12 protein-coding genes are annotated in these 15,406 nt (G+C 72.9%); 8 read left to right on the top strand and 4 right to left on the bottom strand.

Translation table 11 applies throughout. The features are described from left to right. Window positions 1-21: 21 nt before the first annotated feature. Window positions 22-2,400: a M28 family peptidase gene (locus KSK32_RS08180; RefSeq protein WP_216930005.1), complete on the bottom strand. Its 2,379-nt coding sequence runs from the start codon at window positions 2,398-2,400 to the stop codon at window positions 22-24. 322 nt (window positions 2,401-2,722) lie between these two features. Between KSK32_RS08180 and KSK32_RS08175 the strand changes: the two genes are divergently transcribed. The 7 genes from KSK32_RS08175 to KSK32_RS08145 all read left to right on the top strand — a co-directional run bounded on the left by KSK32_RS08175 (window position 2,723) and on the right by KSK32_RS08145 (window position 11,456). Continuing rightward, on the top strand, window positions 2,723-3,859 hold the full coding sequence (locus KSK32_RS08175; protein ID WP_216930003.1) for a PP2C family protein-serine/threonine phosphatase: 1,137 nt from the start codon (window positions 2,723-2,725) through the stop codon (window positions 3,857-3,859). 28 nt (window positions 3,860-3,887) lie between these two features. After that, window positions 3,888-5,618, top strand: a complete 1,731-nt coding sequence (locus KSK32_RS08170; protein ID WP_216935898.1) for a sensor histidine kinase — start codon at window positions 3,888-3,890, stop codon at window positions 5,616-5,618. After that, entirely contained in the window at window positions 5,615-6,067 is a 453-nt protein-coding gene (locus tag KSK32_RS08165) for a response regulator (RefSeq protein ID WP_018787678.1), read from the top strand. Before KSK32_RS08170 ends, KSK32_RS08165 begins: the two co-directional genes overlap by 4 nt. Then, window positions 6,060-6,869: an inositol monophosphatase family protein gene (locus tag KSK32_RS08160; protein WP_216930001.1), complete on the top strand. Its 810-nt coding sequence runs from the start codon at window positions 6,060-6,062 to the stop codon at window positions 6,867-6,869. The genes KSK32_RS08165 and KSK32_RS08160 overlap by 8 nt, the downstream gene beginning before the upstream one ends. Before the next feature lie 184 nt (window positions 6,870-7,053). Then, window positions 7,054-8,091, top strand: a complete 1,038-nt coding sequence (locus KSK32_RS08155) for a hypothetical protein (protein WP_216929999.1) — start codon at window positions 7,054-7,056, stop codon at window positions 8,089-8,091. A 36-nt stretch (window positions 8,092-8,127) separates the two neighbouring features. Then, window positions 8,128-9,684 carry a fused MFS/spermidine synthase gene (locus tag KSK32_RS08150; RefSeq protein ID WP_216929997.1) on the top strand — a complete coding sequence of 519 codons (1,557 nt, stop codon included), beginning with the start codon at window positions 8,128-8,130 and terminating at the stop codon, window positions 9,682-9,684. A 71-nt stretch (window positions 9,685-9,755) separates the two neighbouring features. Continuing rightward, window positions 9,756-11,456 carry a serine/threonine-protein kinase gene (locus KSK32_RS08145; RefSeq protein WP_216929995.1) on the top strand — a complete coding sequence of 567 codons (1,701 nt, stop codon included), beginning with the start codon at window positions 9,756-9,758 and terminating at the stop codon, window positions 11,454-11,456. A gap of 17 nt (window positions 11,457-11,473) precedes the next feature. Here the strand turns inward: KSK32_RS08145 and KSK32_RS08140 are convergent, their stop codons facing one another. Together KSK32_RS08140 and KSK32_RS08135 are read right to left on the bottom strand one after the other, a co-directional pair. After that, window positions 11,474-12,142 carry a TrkA family potassium uptake protein gene (locus KSK32_RS08140; RefSeq protein ID WP_216929985.1) on the bottom strand — a complete coding sequence of 223 codons (669 nt, stop codon included), beginning with the start codon at window positions 12,140-12,142 and terminating at the stop codon, window positions 11,474-11,476. Next, window positions 12,132-13,466 carry a TrkH family potassium uptake protein gene (locus KSK32_RS08135; protein ID WP_216929983.1) on the bottom strand — a complete coding sequence of 445 codons (1,335 nt, stop codon included), beginning with the start codon at window positions 13,464-13,466 and terminating at the stop codon, window positions 12,132-12,134. Before KSK32_RS08135 ends, KSK32_RS08140 begins: the two co-directional genes overlap by 11 nt. A 106-nt stretch (window positions 13,467-13,572) precedes the next feature. Here KSK32_RS08135 and KSK32_RS08130 point away from each other — a divergent pair, with 106 nt between their 5' ends. Continuing rightward, complete coding sequence (locus KSK32_RS08130) at window positions 13,573-14,691, top strand: glycerophosphodiester phosphodiesterase (protein ID WP_216929981.1); 1,119 nt, start codon at window positions 13,573-13,575, stop codon at window positions 14,689-14,691. 353 nt (window positions 14,692-15,044) lie between these two features. Here KSK32_RS08130 and KSK32_RS08125 read toward each other — a convergent pair whose 3' ends face one another. Continuing rightward, complete coding sequence (locus KSK32_RS08125) at window positions 15,045-15,272, bottom strand: GntR family transcriptional regulator (RefSeq protein ID WP_073829006.1); 228 nt, start codon at window positions 15,270-15,272, stop codon at window positions 15,045-15,047. Window positions 15,273-15,406 lie beyond the last annotated feature (134 nt).

Here is a 15,406-nt window from a genome sequence, read left to right as displayed (position 1 = left end):
GTGGTGTCGATCAAACGGTGGTCAGAGCGGGTACGTGCGCGCCACCGCCAGCATCTCCGAGCTGTGCGACCCAGCGACCCCCACACCCGCCGGCCGCTCCCGGAACCCGGGTACCCCGGAGAGCCCGTCGCTGGCGTCCATCGCCCGCACCGAAACGGCTCCGCCGCGCGGCACGAGCGTCAGCGTCACCTCGACACCCTCCGGCGGCGGGGCGTGGAACACGATCCCGAACCCCCACTTCCCGTCGCCCGGCTCGACCGGCACGTCCCGCCCGGCCACCGAGGCGGACCGCACCGTCGCCGTGCTGGTGTCGACGTGCAGCGTGAGCAGGCGGGCCTGCCGCTGCGGCACCACCCGTACCCGCAGCACGCGCTGGTCACCGTTGCGGGTGTCGGAGAGCAGGTCCAGCTTCGGCGCGGGCAGGGGTGCCGCGGTAGCCGGTCCGCCGCGCAGCTCGGTGCCGCCCAGCCCGGGGAAGTCGTCGGCGATCGAGACCGTGCCGTCGACGTAGCCGTCGGTCCAGGGCTGCGGCTTCTCCTCGCGACTGAGCCACGCCGCCTTCCCGGTGCCCGCATCCAGCGCGTACATCAGGTGGGTCGGCACGGGATGCGCGGCGTCGAAGCGGTCCACGACCAGGCCGACCCCGGCGAGCACCACCGCCGCCAGTGCGGCGGCCGCGGCGGGCAGCGCGCCGAGCCGGCGTGCGCGCAGCGCGAGCAGGCCGCGCTGGCCGCCGGCCCGGGGGTGCAGCAGGTCCACCACCGGGAGTACGGCGAGGCCGAGCAGCACCGCGACGAGCGCGGCTACCGCGCCCATGCCCATGCCGAGCGCCGGGAACAGCAGCACCACCGGAGGCAGCAGGATCACCACTGCCACCGCGGCGGCGAGCGTCACCGCGACCACCGGCCACGGGCCGTCGGGCCGGGTGGCGAGCGCCGCGAACCCGGCGAGCGCGCCGGCCAGCGCCGGCACCGTCGTCAGGTACGCCCCGCCTGGTACCGCCACCGCGAGCAGCACCCCGAACACGGCGAGCCAGGCCAGCCCGCCGAACGCCAGCGCGGCGGGGCCGACCCGGCGGCGCAGCAGCGCGTACCAGCAGAACAGCACAGCGGCGGCGAGCGCCACGACGGCGAGGCGGTACGCCACCGGGCGGTACGGGTCGAGCAGTTCGGTGTACCCGGGGCGGATCGTGGTGATCGCGGCCCAGAGCAGCCACGCGCCGAGCGGGGCCACGACGACCGGCACCAGGGTCAGGCCGAAGCCGGCGGCGAGCGTGCCGGCGGTGGCCCGCCCGCGACGGCGCAGGAACCAGCCGAGCGCGCCGACGGCGAGCAGCGCGGCCACTGCGAGCGGCAGGGTCAGCCAGCCGGGGTAGCGGACCAGCCCGCCGAGCACCGGGAAGTAGGTGGCGTCGTGGCCGGCGCGCAGGTCGCCCAGGTCGGTGCGGCCGAACTCGCGGGCCAGGCCGAGCGTGTTGTCGCCGTGCATCTGGAGGCTGCCCCGGTCCATCCGGTCCGGCACGTCCAGCGGGGTGTGGTAGATCGCGCCGCCGTCGATGTAGGCCGAGTTCAGGCCCACGAAGTTCCGGTCGAGGAACGCGGTGAAGTCGGTGTCGTTCGGCAGTGCGCGGTAGATCTCCACCGCGAACGAGGTGCCCACCGGGTGCGGGGCGGCCTTGCCGAAGATCTCGACCAGCTTCGCGTTGTCCCGGGACGTCTCGAACATGATCACCGGGCCGGTGGAGCCGCGCGCCTCCAGGTTGAGCACCACGCCGCCGTCCCGGGCGAGCGGATGGTCGGCGGCGAATCCGGCGGCCCCGCACAGGCACGCCTCCTCGGCGTCGGTGAGCACGAAGACGACGTCGTTGCGGGGGCGCGGGCCGGTGGTCAGCGCCCGGGCCACCTCCAGGATCGTGGCGGTGCCGGCGGCGTCGTCGTTGCCGCCCGGCCCGGTCTGCACCGAGTCGTAGTGCGAGACCAGGAAGACCTTCCCGGTCGGGTCGGTGCCGGGCAGCCGGGCCACCACGTTGCGGACCCGGGCCAGCGTCGCGCCGCCCGCCGCGCCGGACAGTTGCCCGGCCTCGGGCGCGACCGCGTCCTGCACCTCGGTTTCCAGGCCCAGCCCGCGCAGCGTGCCCACCAGGTGTTCGCGTACCCGGTCGTTGGCGGCGCTGCCGGCCACGTGCGGCTCGGCGGCGATCACCTCGACGTTCCGGAACGCCCGTCCGGCGCTGAAGTCGCTCGCGGGCGCGTCCGCCGGGCGCGGCGCCGGGGTGGAGAGGCCGACCAGGACGCCCGCCCCGACGGCGAGCAGCGCGGCGAGCGCGGCCACGGCGGCGATGGGCCGGCGGCGGGGCCTGGTGAAGGCGCGGTCGGCGGGGCGGGTGGGGGGTGCGCCCACTGGGACTCCTCGGGGTGGATCTACGGGGTGGGGATCATCCTGCACCCCCGAGGGCTGCGGCGGCAGTCCTCGGTCGGTGCGCTGCGGGCGGGACAGCGCTCCCGGCGTAACATCGTGGGTCGACCGTGCCGCTGTCGGGGTGGGACCGTTGTGTCGGCCAGGATCAGCAGGGCATTCGGAAGGAGTCCGACATCACCAGCGAACTCCCGCGACTCGCGGCGGTGACCCGACCGTACCGGGGTGCGGGTGCGTCGGGTGGTGCCTTCGTGCCGTCGGCCGGGGCGGGGCTGCACGGCACCGTACCCCGGGGGAGCGGCTGCGGGTGCTGCTGGTCGAGGACGACGAGGGCGACGCCTTCCTGGTCGGTGAGCTGCTCGCCGAGACCAATTCGATGATCGACCTGCTGGTCGCCACGAGCCTCAGCGAGGCCCGGCAGCGGGTGATGGGCGTGGACTGCGTCCTGCTCGACCTGGGTCTGCCCGACGCGCAGGGCCTGGACGGGCTGCGCCGGGTGCTGGAGATGGCCAGCGGCGCCGCGGTCTGCGTACTGACCGGCCGCTCGGACGAGCACCTGGGCATCGTCGCGGTCGCCGAGGGGGCGCAGGACTACCTGGTCAAGGGCCAGGTCGACGGTGTCCTGCTGACCCGGGCGCTGCGGTACGCCGTCGAGCGCAAGCGGGCCGACGAGAACGCCCGCCGGCTGCGTGAGGTGGAGCTGCGCCAGGCCGAGTCCGCCCGCCTGGAACGCGGCCTGCTGCCACAGCCGCTGATGACCACCGACGAGGTGTCGGTGCACACGTTCTACCGGCCCGGCCGGCACGCCGCGCTGATCGGCGGCGACTTCTACGACGTGGTGCAGACCCAGCCGGACCGCATCGACCTGATCGTCGGCGACGTCTGCGGGCACGGCGTGGACGAGGCGGCGCTCGGCGTCGAACTGCGCGTGGCCTGGCGGGCCCTCGTGCTGGCCGGGGTGCCGGACGACGAGGTGCTGCCCGCGCTGGAACAGGTCCTGATGAGCGAGCGCCGCCTCCAGGAGATCTTCGCGACGGTGGCCACCACCCGGCTCGACCTGGCGTCGGCGCGGGCCACGGTACGCCTCGCCGGTCACCCGCCGCCGCTGCTGCTCAGCGGCGGGACTGTCGCGCCGGTGCCGGCCAAGGGCGGGTTGCTGCTGGGCGTACGCCCGCGTCGCCCGGTCGCCTTCGACCTGGAGTTCGACACCGACGACTGGTCCCTGCTGTTGTACACCGACGGCCTGATCGAAGGCCGGGTGGACGGCGGTGACGAACGGCTCGACGTGCCGGGTCTGACCGGGCTGCTCGCCGAACCGGCGAACCGGGCGGTGCCGCTGGCCGAGTTGCCCGCCTGGCTGGTCGGGCGGGCCGAGCAGATAAACGGCGGCCCGCTCGCCGACGACGTGGCGATGTTGCTGGTCAGCCGGGGCGCCGGCCGGTGAGTGCGAGGAACGAGCGGGAGTGGGGACTGTGAAGGCGTACCAGCAGGGGTGGACCCTGCGGCGGCGGGTGGCCGCACTGCTCGGCGTGGTGGTCGTGCTGCTGCTCGGGCTGGCCGGCGCGGAGGCGGCGGTCGCCGCGCAGAACCGGCAGAACATCGACGCGGTGCTGCTCAAGACCGGTCCGTTGCGTGTCCAGGCGCAGGAACTGATGAGCGTGCTGCTCGACCAGGAGACCTCGGTGCGCGGGTACGCGGTGAACGGCGACCGCAGCGACCTGGACCCCTACCGGGAGGGTGTGCAGCGGGAGCAGACCCTTGTCGCCTCGATCCGGGACCTCTCCGCCGGCTACCCGGACGTGCGCCGGACGCTGGACGCGGTGGAGCGGGACACCGCACAGTGGCGGGCCCAGGTGGCCGAGCCGGTCATCACCACTGTCGAACGCGACGGCCCCGAGGCCGGCCAGGCGCTGATCACCGACGCGACGCGGCAGCAGTTCGACGGCATCCGGTCGTCGGTGAACACGCTCCAGGACGAGGTCCTCGTCATCCGGCAGGAGACTGCCGAGCGGGTCAACTCGACGAGCAACCTGCTGGTCGTCCTGCTGATCATCGCCGCGCTGGTCGTGACGACCGCCGGCGTGGTCATGCTGCTCTCGCTGGACCGCATCCTGATCCGCCCACTGGCCGACCTGGTCGGCCAGGTACGCGAGGTGGCCGACGGCGACTACCGGCACCGCATCGAGGGGTCCGGCCCGCCGGAGTTCCGCCGGCTCGCCGAGGACATCGACCAGATGCGGATGAAGATCGCCCGGGAGCTGGACGAGGTACGCGAGGCGCGCGAGCGCATCGAGTGGGTCAACAGCCAGTTGCAGAAGCAGGCCGAGGAGCTGACCCGCTCCAACCGCGACCTGGAGCAGTTCGCGTACGTCGCCTCGCACGACCTCCAAGAGCCGCTGCGCAAGGTGGCGAGCTTCTGCCAGCTCCTCCAGCGGCGGTACGCCGGGCAACTCGACGAGCGCGCCGACCAGTACATCGCGTTCGCCGTGGACGGCGCGCAGCGGATGCAGCGCCTGATCAACGACCTGCTGGCGTTCTCTCGGATCGGCCGGTTGACCACCGGCTTCACCGAGGTCGACCTGAACAAGGTGATGGGCGACGTGGCCGGGCAGACCGAGGCGGCGTTGCAGTACGCCGACGCGGAGCTGACCTGGGGCGAGATGCCGACCATCCGCGGTGAGGAGCCGCTGCTGACCAACCTGCTGGTCAACCTGGTCAGCAACTCGGTGAAGTTCCGCCGGCCCGACGTGCCGCCGAAGGTGCACGTGTCGGCGCGTCTGGTGGACGGCGAGTGGGAGATCAGCTGCCGGGACAACGGCATCGGGATCGAGCCGGAGTTCGCCGACAAGATCTTCGTGATCTTCCAGCGGTTGCACTCGAAGGACGCGTACCCGGGCACCGGCATCGGCCTGGCCATCGTCAAGAAGATCGTGGAGTATCACGGCGGCCGGGTCTGGGTGGACACCGACGTGGACGAGGGCACCGTCATCCGCTTCACGCTGCCCGCGCTGAAGGCCGACATCGAGGCCGCCCAGGCCGCCCAGGCGACGGCACCGGAGGCCGAGGCCGAGGAGCAGGCCGAGGCCACCGAGGGCGACCCGGCGGACGCCGGGCGGCAGCCGGACGGCGAGGCACGCGAAGAGTCGCCCGCGGAGGCGGACCGACACGGTACAAACGGTGGCATGAAGGAGACGGTGGGATGACCGCGCCCGCGGACGGCAAGAGCCCGATCGAGGTCCTGCTCGTCGAGGACGACCCCGGCGACGTGCTGATGACCCAGGAGGCGTTCGAGGAGCACAAGCTCCGCAACCGTCTCACCGTCGTCTCCGACGGCGCCGAGGCGCTCGCCTACCTGCGCCGCGAGGGCCAGTACGCGGACGCGGTGACGCCCGACCTGATCCTGCTCGACCTGAACCTGCCCCGCCGGGACGGCCGGGAGGTGCTGAAGGAGATCAAGAAGGACGACGAGCTGCGCCGCATCCCGGTCGTGGTGCTCACCACCTCGCAGGCCGACGAGGACATCCTGCGCAGCTACCAGCTGCACGCCAACGCCTACGTGACCAAGCCGGTGGACTTCGAGCGCTTCATCTCGGTGGTCCGCCAGATCGACGAGTTCTTCGTCAGCGTGGTCAAGCTGCCGCCGCGTGGCTGACCCGCTGCTGGACGACGTCGGCGCGCTGCTGCGGGAGGCGGCGGCCAAGGTCGTCGTGCCGTTGTTCCGCCGGCTCGACGCGTCCGACATCTCCGAGAAGGCGCCGGGCGAGGTGGTCACCGTCGCCGACCGCGAGGCCGAGGCGCTGATCTCCGACGGCCTGCGACGGCTGAGTCCCGGCTCGGTGGTGGTCGGCGAGGAGGCGGTGGCCGAAGACCCGGACCTGCTGCGGCACCTGCGCGGCAGCGGCGACGTGTGGCTCGTCGACCCGGTCGACGGCACCTCCAACTTCGCCGCCGGGCGCCGCCCGTTCGCGCTGATGGCGGCGCTGCTCACCGACGGCGTACCGGTGGCCTCCTGGGTGTACGACCCGCTCGACGGCACGATGGCGGCGGCCCGGCTCGGCGTGGGCACCCGGCTTGACGGGGCGTCGCGGCGGGCGCCGCAGGCCGAGCCGCGGGTGGGCGCGCTGCGCGGCACCGCGGCGACGAAGTTCCTGCCTCCGGACTTCCGCCGCCAGGTGGAGGAGGGCGGGCGCCGCATCGGTGAGCTGCTGCCCGGCCAGCACTGCGCCGGCCGGGAGTACCTGGACATGCTCACCGGCGCGCAGCAGTTCGTGCTGTTCTGGCGCACCCTACCGTGGGACCACACGCCCGGCACGCTGCTGGTGCGCGAGGCCGGTGGCGTGGCCCGCCGGTTCGACGGCACCGACTACCACCCGGCCGACGAGGGCCGGGGACTGCTCGTGGCGGCGAGCCCGCAGATCTGGGACGAGGTGAGCGCCGCCCTGCTGGGCGGTTGAGCGGCGCAGCGCGACGGGCACGGCACGCTGCGTCGACGCCGGAGGCCGTACGCCGCCGCCGGCCTGGCGTGTCGCGCCTGGTCCGGTATCGTGACCGGCGGTCTCCGCCAGCAGGCCGCCGTCCGGCGCCGGCGGAGACGCCGCTCGGTGTGCGGGGGCCGGCGGTCGACGGAAGGACCATCACGTGCCCAGGACCAGCCCTACCGGCCGGCGCGTCCGGCGGTCGCTGCTCGCCGCGCTCGCCGCGGTGGCCGTGCTGCTCGGCTCCGGCGTGGCCGCCGGGCCGGCCGCCGCCGTACCCAGCCCGAACGCCCCGAACGAGGGCGGCAGCAAGCAGCTGCGGGCGGCGTTGGAGGCGGCGGCGAAGGGCCACATCGAGGCCCAGAACAAGCTGGAGAACTCCAAGCGTCGGCAGAAGGCGCTCGCCGCCCAGCTCACCGACGTCGAGGGACGCCTCGTCGGGCTCAGCGCGCAGGCCGGTGAGGTCGCGGCGCAGTCGTACCGGATGGGCCGGCTGACCGCGACGTCGATGCTGCTGGCGAGCGCCGACCCGAACGACTTCCTCAAGCGTGCGGCCGAGCTGGACGTGATGGCCCAGCGCGACAGCAGGCGGCTGCGGGAGCTGGCCGACGCGAAGGCGCAGGCGGCCGAGGCGAAGCTCGCCATCGACGCCGAGGTGCGCGAGCAGGCCAAGCAGGTGGCGGTGCAGGCCCGCAAGAAGAAGGACGCCGAGGTGGCGCTGGCGAAGGTCAGCTCCGGCGCCGGGTCCGGCTTCAACGGCACCTCCTCGTCGGCGAAGCCCGCGCCGCGCAGCTCGGACGGCTCGTGGCCGTCGGAGTCCTGCTCGGTGGACGACCCGACGCCCGCGTCCGGCTGCATCACGCCGCGCACGCTGCACATGCTCCGGCAGGCCCAGTCGGCCGGTTACAAGCGCTACGCCTCGTGTCACCGCAGCGGTGGCGGCGGCGAGCACCCCAAGGGCCGGGCCTGCGACTTCTCCGCCGCCAGCGGCGGGTTCGAGGACAAGACCGCCACCGGCGGCGACAAGTCGTACGGCGACAGCCTCGCCGCCTGGGCGAAGAACAACGCCAACAAGCTCGGCATCATGTACGTCATCTGGTACCGGCAGATCTGGATGCCGAACACCGGCTGGCGGGCGTACAGCGGCGGCGGCAGCCCGGCTGCGGACCACACAAACCATGTTCACATCTCGATGTATTGACCCGGCCCCTCAGTGGCGCTGCGTACCATCGCCACGATGAGCAGCACATCCTCCGACGTCACGGCGGAACCGGCGGCCGACGCCCCGGTTCCGCCCCGGGCCCTGCCCAACGGGCTCGCCGCGTTCCTCGTCTTCCTCTCCAGCGGGGCGGTGCTGGTGCTGGAGACCGTCTCGCTGCGCCTGGTCGGCCCGTACGTCGGGGTGACCCTCCAGGTGACCAGCTCGGTCATCGGCATGGCGCTGGCCGCCATCGCGTACGGGGCGTGGTTCGGCGGGTGGCTCGCCGACCGGCGTGACCCGCGCACCCTGCTCGCCCCGGCGCTGGTGCTGGCCGGCATCGCCACCGCCGTCACGCTGCCGATCGTCAGGTACGCCGGTGAGGTGCTGCGCGGCGGCGCGGCGAGCGCGGTGCTCCTGCTGACCGCGCTGACCGTGCTGCTGCCCGCGGCGCTGCTGGCCGCGATCACCCCGCTCGTGGTGAAGCTCCAGCTCGCCGACCTGCGCCGGACCGGGCAGGTGGTGGGCAAGCTGTCCAGTATCGGCACGCTCGGCGGCATCACCGCCACACTCGGCACCGGCTTCATCCTGGTGGCCGCGTTGCCCAGCTCCGTCATCGTGCTGGCACTGGCCGCGGTGATCGGGGTGACCGGGGTGGCGCTCGGCGTCTGGCTGCGCCGGCAGGCCGGACCCACCGGGCTGGCCGCGCCGGGCCGGGTCAAGGCCGCGCTGGCGCTGCTCGGTCTCGCCGCCGCCGGGCTCACCGCCGCGGCGCCGAACCCGTGCGACGTGGAGACCGCGTACCACTGCGCCCGCGTCGAGGTGGACCCGTCGTGGCCGCAGGGTCGCACGCTCTACCTCAACTCGGCCGAGCACTCGTACGTCGACCTGAACGAGCCGAACCACCTGAAGTACGCGTACACGCAGTGGATCGGCCTGGTCGCGGACGTGGCGCGGCCGGCGAAGCAGCCGATGGACGCGCTGCACCTGGGCGGCGGCGGCTTCACCGTGCCGAACTACCTGGCCGCGACCCGGCCCGGCACCGACAACCTGGTCTTCGAACTCGACGGCGGCCTGGTCGAGCTGGACCGGCGGGAGCTGGGCCTGCGCACCGGCCCGCAGATGCGCGCCGAGGTGGGCGACGCGCGGGTGCTGCTGCGCGGCGAGCCGGCCGACAGCCGCGACTTCGTCGTCGGCGACGCGTTCGGCCACCTGGTGGTGCCGTGGCACCTGGCCACCCGGGAGATGGCCGCCGACATCCGGCGGGTGCTGCGCCCGGACGGGATCTACGTGCAGAACGTCATCGACTACCCGCCGGGCCGGTTCATCCGCGCCGAACTGGCCACCGTGAAGGCCGAGTTCGCGCACGTCGCGCTGATCGCCCCGCCCGGCGCGATCGACGGGGAGCAGGGCGCCAACTTCGTGATCGTGGCCTCGGACGCGCCGCTGCCGCTCGCCGCGATCCCGCCCGGGCTGAAGTTGCTGCCGGAGCGGGCCGAGCTGATGGACGAGGCGGCGGTGACCGGGTGGGTCGGGGACGCGATGGTGCTCACCGACGACTACGCGCCGGTGGACCAACTGCTCGCGACAGCCTGAACGGGTGACTTTCCTGACCGATTCCGACCGCTGAGGTGTACCGGGGTCGACTTCGGGCAACAGGACCGACCATGGGTGGACCGGTCAGGAACGGCGTGCAACTGCTCGGCGAGCGATATCGGCTCGTCGAGCAGTTGGGTGCGGGCGGCATGTCGGTCGTCTGGCGCGGCTACGACGAGGTGCTGGGCCGGCAGGTCGCGGTCAAGGTGCTGGCCTCGCGGCTGGCCAGTGACAAGGCGTTCCGGCACCGGATCCGGGTGGAGGCGCAGGCCGCCGCGCGACTGTGCCACCCCAACATCACCAACGTGTACGACTACGGCGAGTCCGTGCAGGTCGGCCTGACCGTGCCGTACGTGGTCATGGAGCTGGTCGACGGCGGCCCGCTCAGCGGGCGGCTCGGCCGCGACGGACAGCTTCCCTGGCGGGAGGCCATGACCATCGGCGCGGAGGTCGCGTCGGCGCTGGCCGCCGCGCACGCCCGGGGCGTGGTGCACCGGGACGTGACCCCGGGCAACGTCATGCTGACGCCCACCGGGGTGAAGGTCGTCGACTTCGGCATCTCGGCGCTGGTGGGGGAGAGCGACAAGGGGCCGGACGGTGCGCTGCTCGGCACGCCCGCGTACCTGGCGCCCGAGCGGCTGGACAACGGCCACGTCTCGCCTGCCACCGACGTGTACGCGGTGGGGCTGCTGCTCTACCGGATGCTCACCGGCCGCCTGCCGTGGCAGGCCAGCACCACCACCGAGATGTTGCGCGCCCACATGTACCGCGACCCGGACCCGATGCCCGCGGTGCCTGGCCTGCCCGAGCCGGTCGCCGCGCTGGTGCAGCGCTGCCTGGCCAAGCGCCCCGAGGACCGCCCGGCCACCGCCGAGGTGGCCCGTACGCTCGCCGAGGCGGCCGGTATCGCGGCGGTCGTGCCGGTGTCACCGGCGTTCGGCCGGATGGACCCGGCGCTCGCGGGGAACGCGGGCACGACGATCCTGCCGTGGTCGGCCGAGACCGGTGCGCTGCCGTTCTCGGCGGTCCGCACCCGGACCCGGCGGGCGGTGGCGCGGCGGCGCAAGCTGGAGGCCGGGGTGGCCGCCGTCGGACTGATCGCGGTCACCGCCACGCTGTGGGGCGTGACGTCGCGGAGCCCGGCCAGCGGCGGGGTGGAGCCGACCGAGGCGAAGATGGGGCTGCCCGAGCCGACGCCCTGCGCTGTCGACTACTCGCTGCGCCACGACACCGGCAAGGACTTCTCCGCCGAGCTGACGCTCACCAACACCGGCGCCCAGGAGATGCGCGGCTGGACGATGAGCTTCACGTTTCCCGGTAAGCAGACGGTCACCACGGCCCAGCCTCCGGCACGCCAGGTGGGGCAGACCGTGTCGGTCACCGCTCCGGCGGCGACCCCGGCGCTGGCGCCGGGCGCGTCGACGAAGCTGACGCTGGCTGGGCGTTACACCGGGAGCAACACGCTGCCGGTGGAGTTCACGGTCGGGGGTCGCACGTGCGGCGTGCAGGTGTCGGGGATCGCCGGCTCGGTGCCGGTCACCGTCGCGCCGACCACCAAGGCGCCCGCCAAGCCGCCCGCAAAGCCGGCCACCAAGCCGGCCACCAAGGCCACCAAGGGTGGCCCGGCGAAGGCGAAGCCGGCGCCCAAGGCCAAGCCGGCGCCCAAGGCCAAGCCGGCGCCCAAGGCCAAGCCGCCGAAGCCCGCCAAGGGCAAGGCCGGGAAGAGCGACGACGACGATGACGATGACGACGAGCGCGAGGACGACGACTGAGCGGCAGTGGTGCCTGCTCAGCCCAGCGCGGAGAAGCGCTGCACCTGGGTGATGCCGCCCTCCACGATGAGCACGCTGTCCGGCGTCAGCACCGTGTCCGGTCCGGCGTACCGGAACGGCTGTCCGGACCGCTTCGCGCCCACCACCATCACGCCGTACCGGTCCTGCGGGGCGATGTCGCGCAGTGACCGCCCGACAAGCGGGGCCGGCACCTTGATCTTGGCGATGGCGAAGTCGTCGCCGAACTCGATGAAGTCGAGCATCCGGCTGACGATCAGGTGCGCCACCCGCTCGCCGGTCTCCGCCTCGGGGAAGACCACGTGGTGCGCGCCGACGGAGTGCAGGATCTTCGCGTGCTTCTCCGAGGTGGCCCGCGCCCAGATCTGCTCGATCCCCAGCTCGGCGAGCGCCAGAACGGTGAGCACGCCCGCCTCCAGCGACGCGCCGATCGCGACCACGACCCGGCGGAAGTCCGCCAGCCCGAGCTGGCGCAGCACCTCCTCGTCGGTGCTGTCCGCCTGCACCACCCGGTCCAGCTCGCCCGACCAGTGCTGAACCCGGACCGGGTCACGGTCGACCGCGAGCACCTCGTGGCCGAGCCGGGACAGCGACTCGGCCAGGCGCGAGCCGAACCGGCCCAGGCCGATCACCACGATGCCCGTCTCGTTCGGATGTCTAACCGACAATGGGTTGCTCCTCCGGGTAGCGGTACAGCCGCCGACGGGTGTTCAACGCGATCGCCGAGCCGAGCGTGAGCGGCCCGACCCGGCCGACGTACATGAGCGCGGTCAGCGCGTACTGGCCCGCCGGGGACAGCTGCTGGGACAGGCCGACGCTCAGGCCGGTGGTGCTGAACGCGGAGGTCACCTCGAACAGGGCCGCGTAGAAGGGCACCTGCGCGGTCAGCGCGATCAGGACGACAGTGCCGACGGCCACCAGCGCCACGCTGAGCAGCGCCACCGTCAGCGCCTGCCGCTGACTGGCCGGGGACACGCGGCGTCGTCCCACGGTGATGTCCGGCTCGCCGCGCAGCTCGGCCCAGATGACGAAGCCGAGCAGGAAGAACGTGGAGACCTTGATGCCGCCGGCGGTGCTGGCGCTGCCACCGCCGACGAACATCAGGCCGATGAACATCGGGTAGCTCTCGTCGGTGAGCCGGTCCACGCTGATCAGTTCGAAACCACCGGTCCGGCTCAGCGCGATCTGGCCGAAGGCCGCGAGCACCTTGCCCGGCACGTCGTAGGTGCCGATCGTGTACGGGTTGGACCACTCGGCCAGCAGCAGGTAGACCACGCCGACAACGGTCAGCACCACGCTGCCCCAGACGGTCAGCTTGGTGGCCACCGCCCAGCGCGTCAGCCGCCGCCACTCCCGGGTGGCCTCGAAGATCGCCGGGAAGCCGAGCCCGCCGACGATCGCCCCGGCGCTGAGCGACAGCGTCACCCAGGGGTCGCGACCGAAGGCCACGAGGCTGTCGGAGTAGAGCGTGAAGCCGCCGTTGTTGAACGCCTGGACCGAGTGGAACACGGCGGACCAGAGCGCCCGCCCCGGCGTGTAGTCGTAGACCAGCCACACTCGTCCGCCGACCACCGCGGCCACCAGCGCCTCGGTGACGAAGACGGTGGCCGCGATCCGCACCAGCAGCCGACGCAGGTCACCGAGCCCGAACTCGGCGGTCTCGGCCTGGACGAGCAGCCGGTTGCGCAGGCCGAGCTGGCGGGAGACGGCGAGGATCACCAGCGACGCGCCGGTCAGGATGCCGAGCCCGCCGAGTTGCGTGAGCACGGTGATCGTCACGAGCCCGAAGTGGTTCCAGTAGTTCGGCGTGTCGGTGACGGTCAGGCCGGTCACCGACACCGCCGAGGTGGAGGTGAACAGCGCGGTCTCGAACGAGGTGTAGCGCCGCTGGCTCGTGGCCCAGGGCAGCATGAGCAGCCCGGTGCCGACCAGGATCACCACCAGGAACCCGAGCGGCACCAGCCGAACGGGCTTGCGGAGCAGTCGGCGCACCCCGTCATCTTCCGTCCGGAGATTCACCGGCAGGTCAGGAACCGACCAACTGGCGGTCAACCGGGACCGGTCTGCTGTGCGTACCCATCGACGACAGGAGACGGCGTTGCGACGTACCCTTTCCGCCCTCGGCGTGGCCGGCGCGCTGCTCGCGGCGGCCGCTGTGGTGGTGCCGGCCGTGGCCGCCCAGGCCGGCCCGGACCACCGCGCCGAGCAGGCCCGCGCGCCCCAGCGGCCGATCGTGATCGGCCACCGCGGTGCGAGCGGCTACCGCCCGGAGCACACCCTGGAGGCCTACCGGCTCGCCATCCGCCAGGGCGCCGACTTCATCGAGCCGGACCTGGTCTCGACCAAGGACGGCGTCCTGGTCGCCCGGCACGAGAACGAGATCTCCGGCACGACGGACGTGGCGGCCCGCCCGGAGTTCGCCGGCCGGAAGGCGACGAAGACCATCGACGGGGTGACGGTCACCGGCTGGTTCACCGAGGACTTCACGCTGGCCGAGCTGAAGACGCTGCGGGCCAAGGAGCGCCTGCCCCAGGTGCGGGTCGCCAACACCGCGTTCGACGGCAAATTCGAGATCCCGACGTTCCAGGAGGTCATCGACCTGGCGCGGGCCGAGTCGAAGGCCCGGGGCCGGACCATCGGCGTCTACCCGGAGACCAAGCACCCGACCTACTTCGCCTCGATCGGCCGCTCGCTGGAGGAGCCGCTGGTGACGGTGCTGCGCCGCAACCGGCTCACCCACCGCGCCGACCCGGTGTTCGTGCAGAGCTTCGAGACCGCCAACCTGCGCAAGCTCGACAAGATGATCGACGTACGGCTGGTGCAGCTCATGGACGCGAGCGGCGCGCCCTACGACTTCGTCGCGGGCGGCGACAAGCGGACCTACGCCGACCTGGCCACCCCCGCGGGCCTGGCCTGGATCTCCCGGTACGCCGACGGCGTCGGCCTGAACAAGAACCTGATCGTGCCCCGGGACTCGGCCGGACGGCTGCTCGCACCGACCTCGGTGATCCGGGACGCGCACCGGCGCAAGCTGGTGGTGCACGCGTGGACGTTCCGGGCCGAGAACCAGTTCCTGCCGGTGGACTTCCGCATCGGCAGCGACCCGAACGCGCGTGGTGACATCACGTCCGAGTACGAACTGTTCTTCGACCTGGGCCTGGACGGGGTGTTCAGCGACCACCCCGACACGGCGGTGGCCGCCCGAGCGGGCCGCTGACCCTGCTCCGCTGAAACGGGGTGCCCGCCGCTTGCGGCGGGCACCCCGTCCGCGCTTTCCCCGGTTTCGGTCGCGCTCGGCCGCCCCCGAGATCTTGGTACGAAACGGCCCCTCCAAGGGCCATTCCGTACCAAGATCTCCCCCGCTTCGGCGATCTTGGAGTTGTGGCACCTCACGGAGCCCCTAATCCGGACATCCTAGGCACCACAACTCCAAGATCTGCGGGCGGAGATCGGCGGGCGGCGGGTGGCGGGCGGTGGTGGCGGGGCTTGTCGCGCGGGGCGGGCCGCCACTTCGGGGAGGTGGCTGCTTCCGGGCGCGATGATGCCGCCACCTCGGCGTGGTGGAGTTGATCAGGCCGGGGGTTCGGCCACGTAGGTGCCTCGGCCGGGCTGGCCGGTGATCAGCTCGCGATCGTGCAGCAACGACATCGCCCGGTAGGCCGTGTTCATGTGGACGCCGTAGGTCTCGGCCAGCTCGCGGGTGGAGGGCAGCCTGTCGCCCGGCTTCAGCTCACCACTCTTGATCTTTGCGGCGATGTCGTTGGCGATGCGGCGGAACGGTGCTTCTGCTGTGGGCATGGTGGGGACTCCGGTTGGTTCGGCAAACCTCGGGAGCCGGACCCGGATTGGGCTCCGGGGGCGTACCGCCGAACGGGCTGCGGTCTCGGGGCCGGCGGCCCGCCCGCGTCCCCTGTCTGCGGGCGGGCCGCCTC

Origin of the sequence: Micromonospora sp. WMMB482 (assembly GCF_019038635.1) — a bacterium.
In the GTDB taxonomy this organism is placed as follows: domain Bacteria; phylum Actinomycetota; class Actinomycetes; order Mycobacteriales; family Micromonosporaceae; genus Micromonospora; species Micromonospora marina.
This window is presented reverse-complemented; position numbering and strand designations above follow the sequence as displayed.

Bases quoted from the DNA above. Each gene is read 5' to 3' on its own strand.
- KSK32_RS08165 (WP_018787678.1), top strand. From the start codon at position 5,615: ATGACCGCGCCCGCGGACGGCAAGAGCCCGATCGAGGTCCTGCTCGTC.
- KSK32_RS08150 (WP_216929997.1), top strand. From the start codon at position 8,128: ATGAGCAGCACATCCTCCGACGTCACGGCGGAACCGGCGGCCGACGCC.
- KSK32_RS08145 (WP_216929995.1), top strand. From the start codon at position 9,756: ATGGGTGGACCGGTCAGGAACGGCGTGCAACTGCTCGGCGAGCGATAT.
- KSK32_RS08125 (WP_073829006.1), bottom strand. From the start codon at position 15,272: ATGCCCACAGCAGAAGCACCGTTCCGCCGCATCGCCAACGACATCGCC.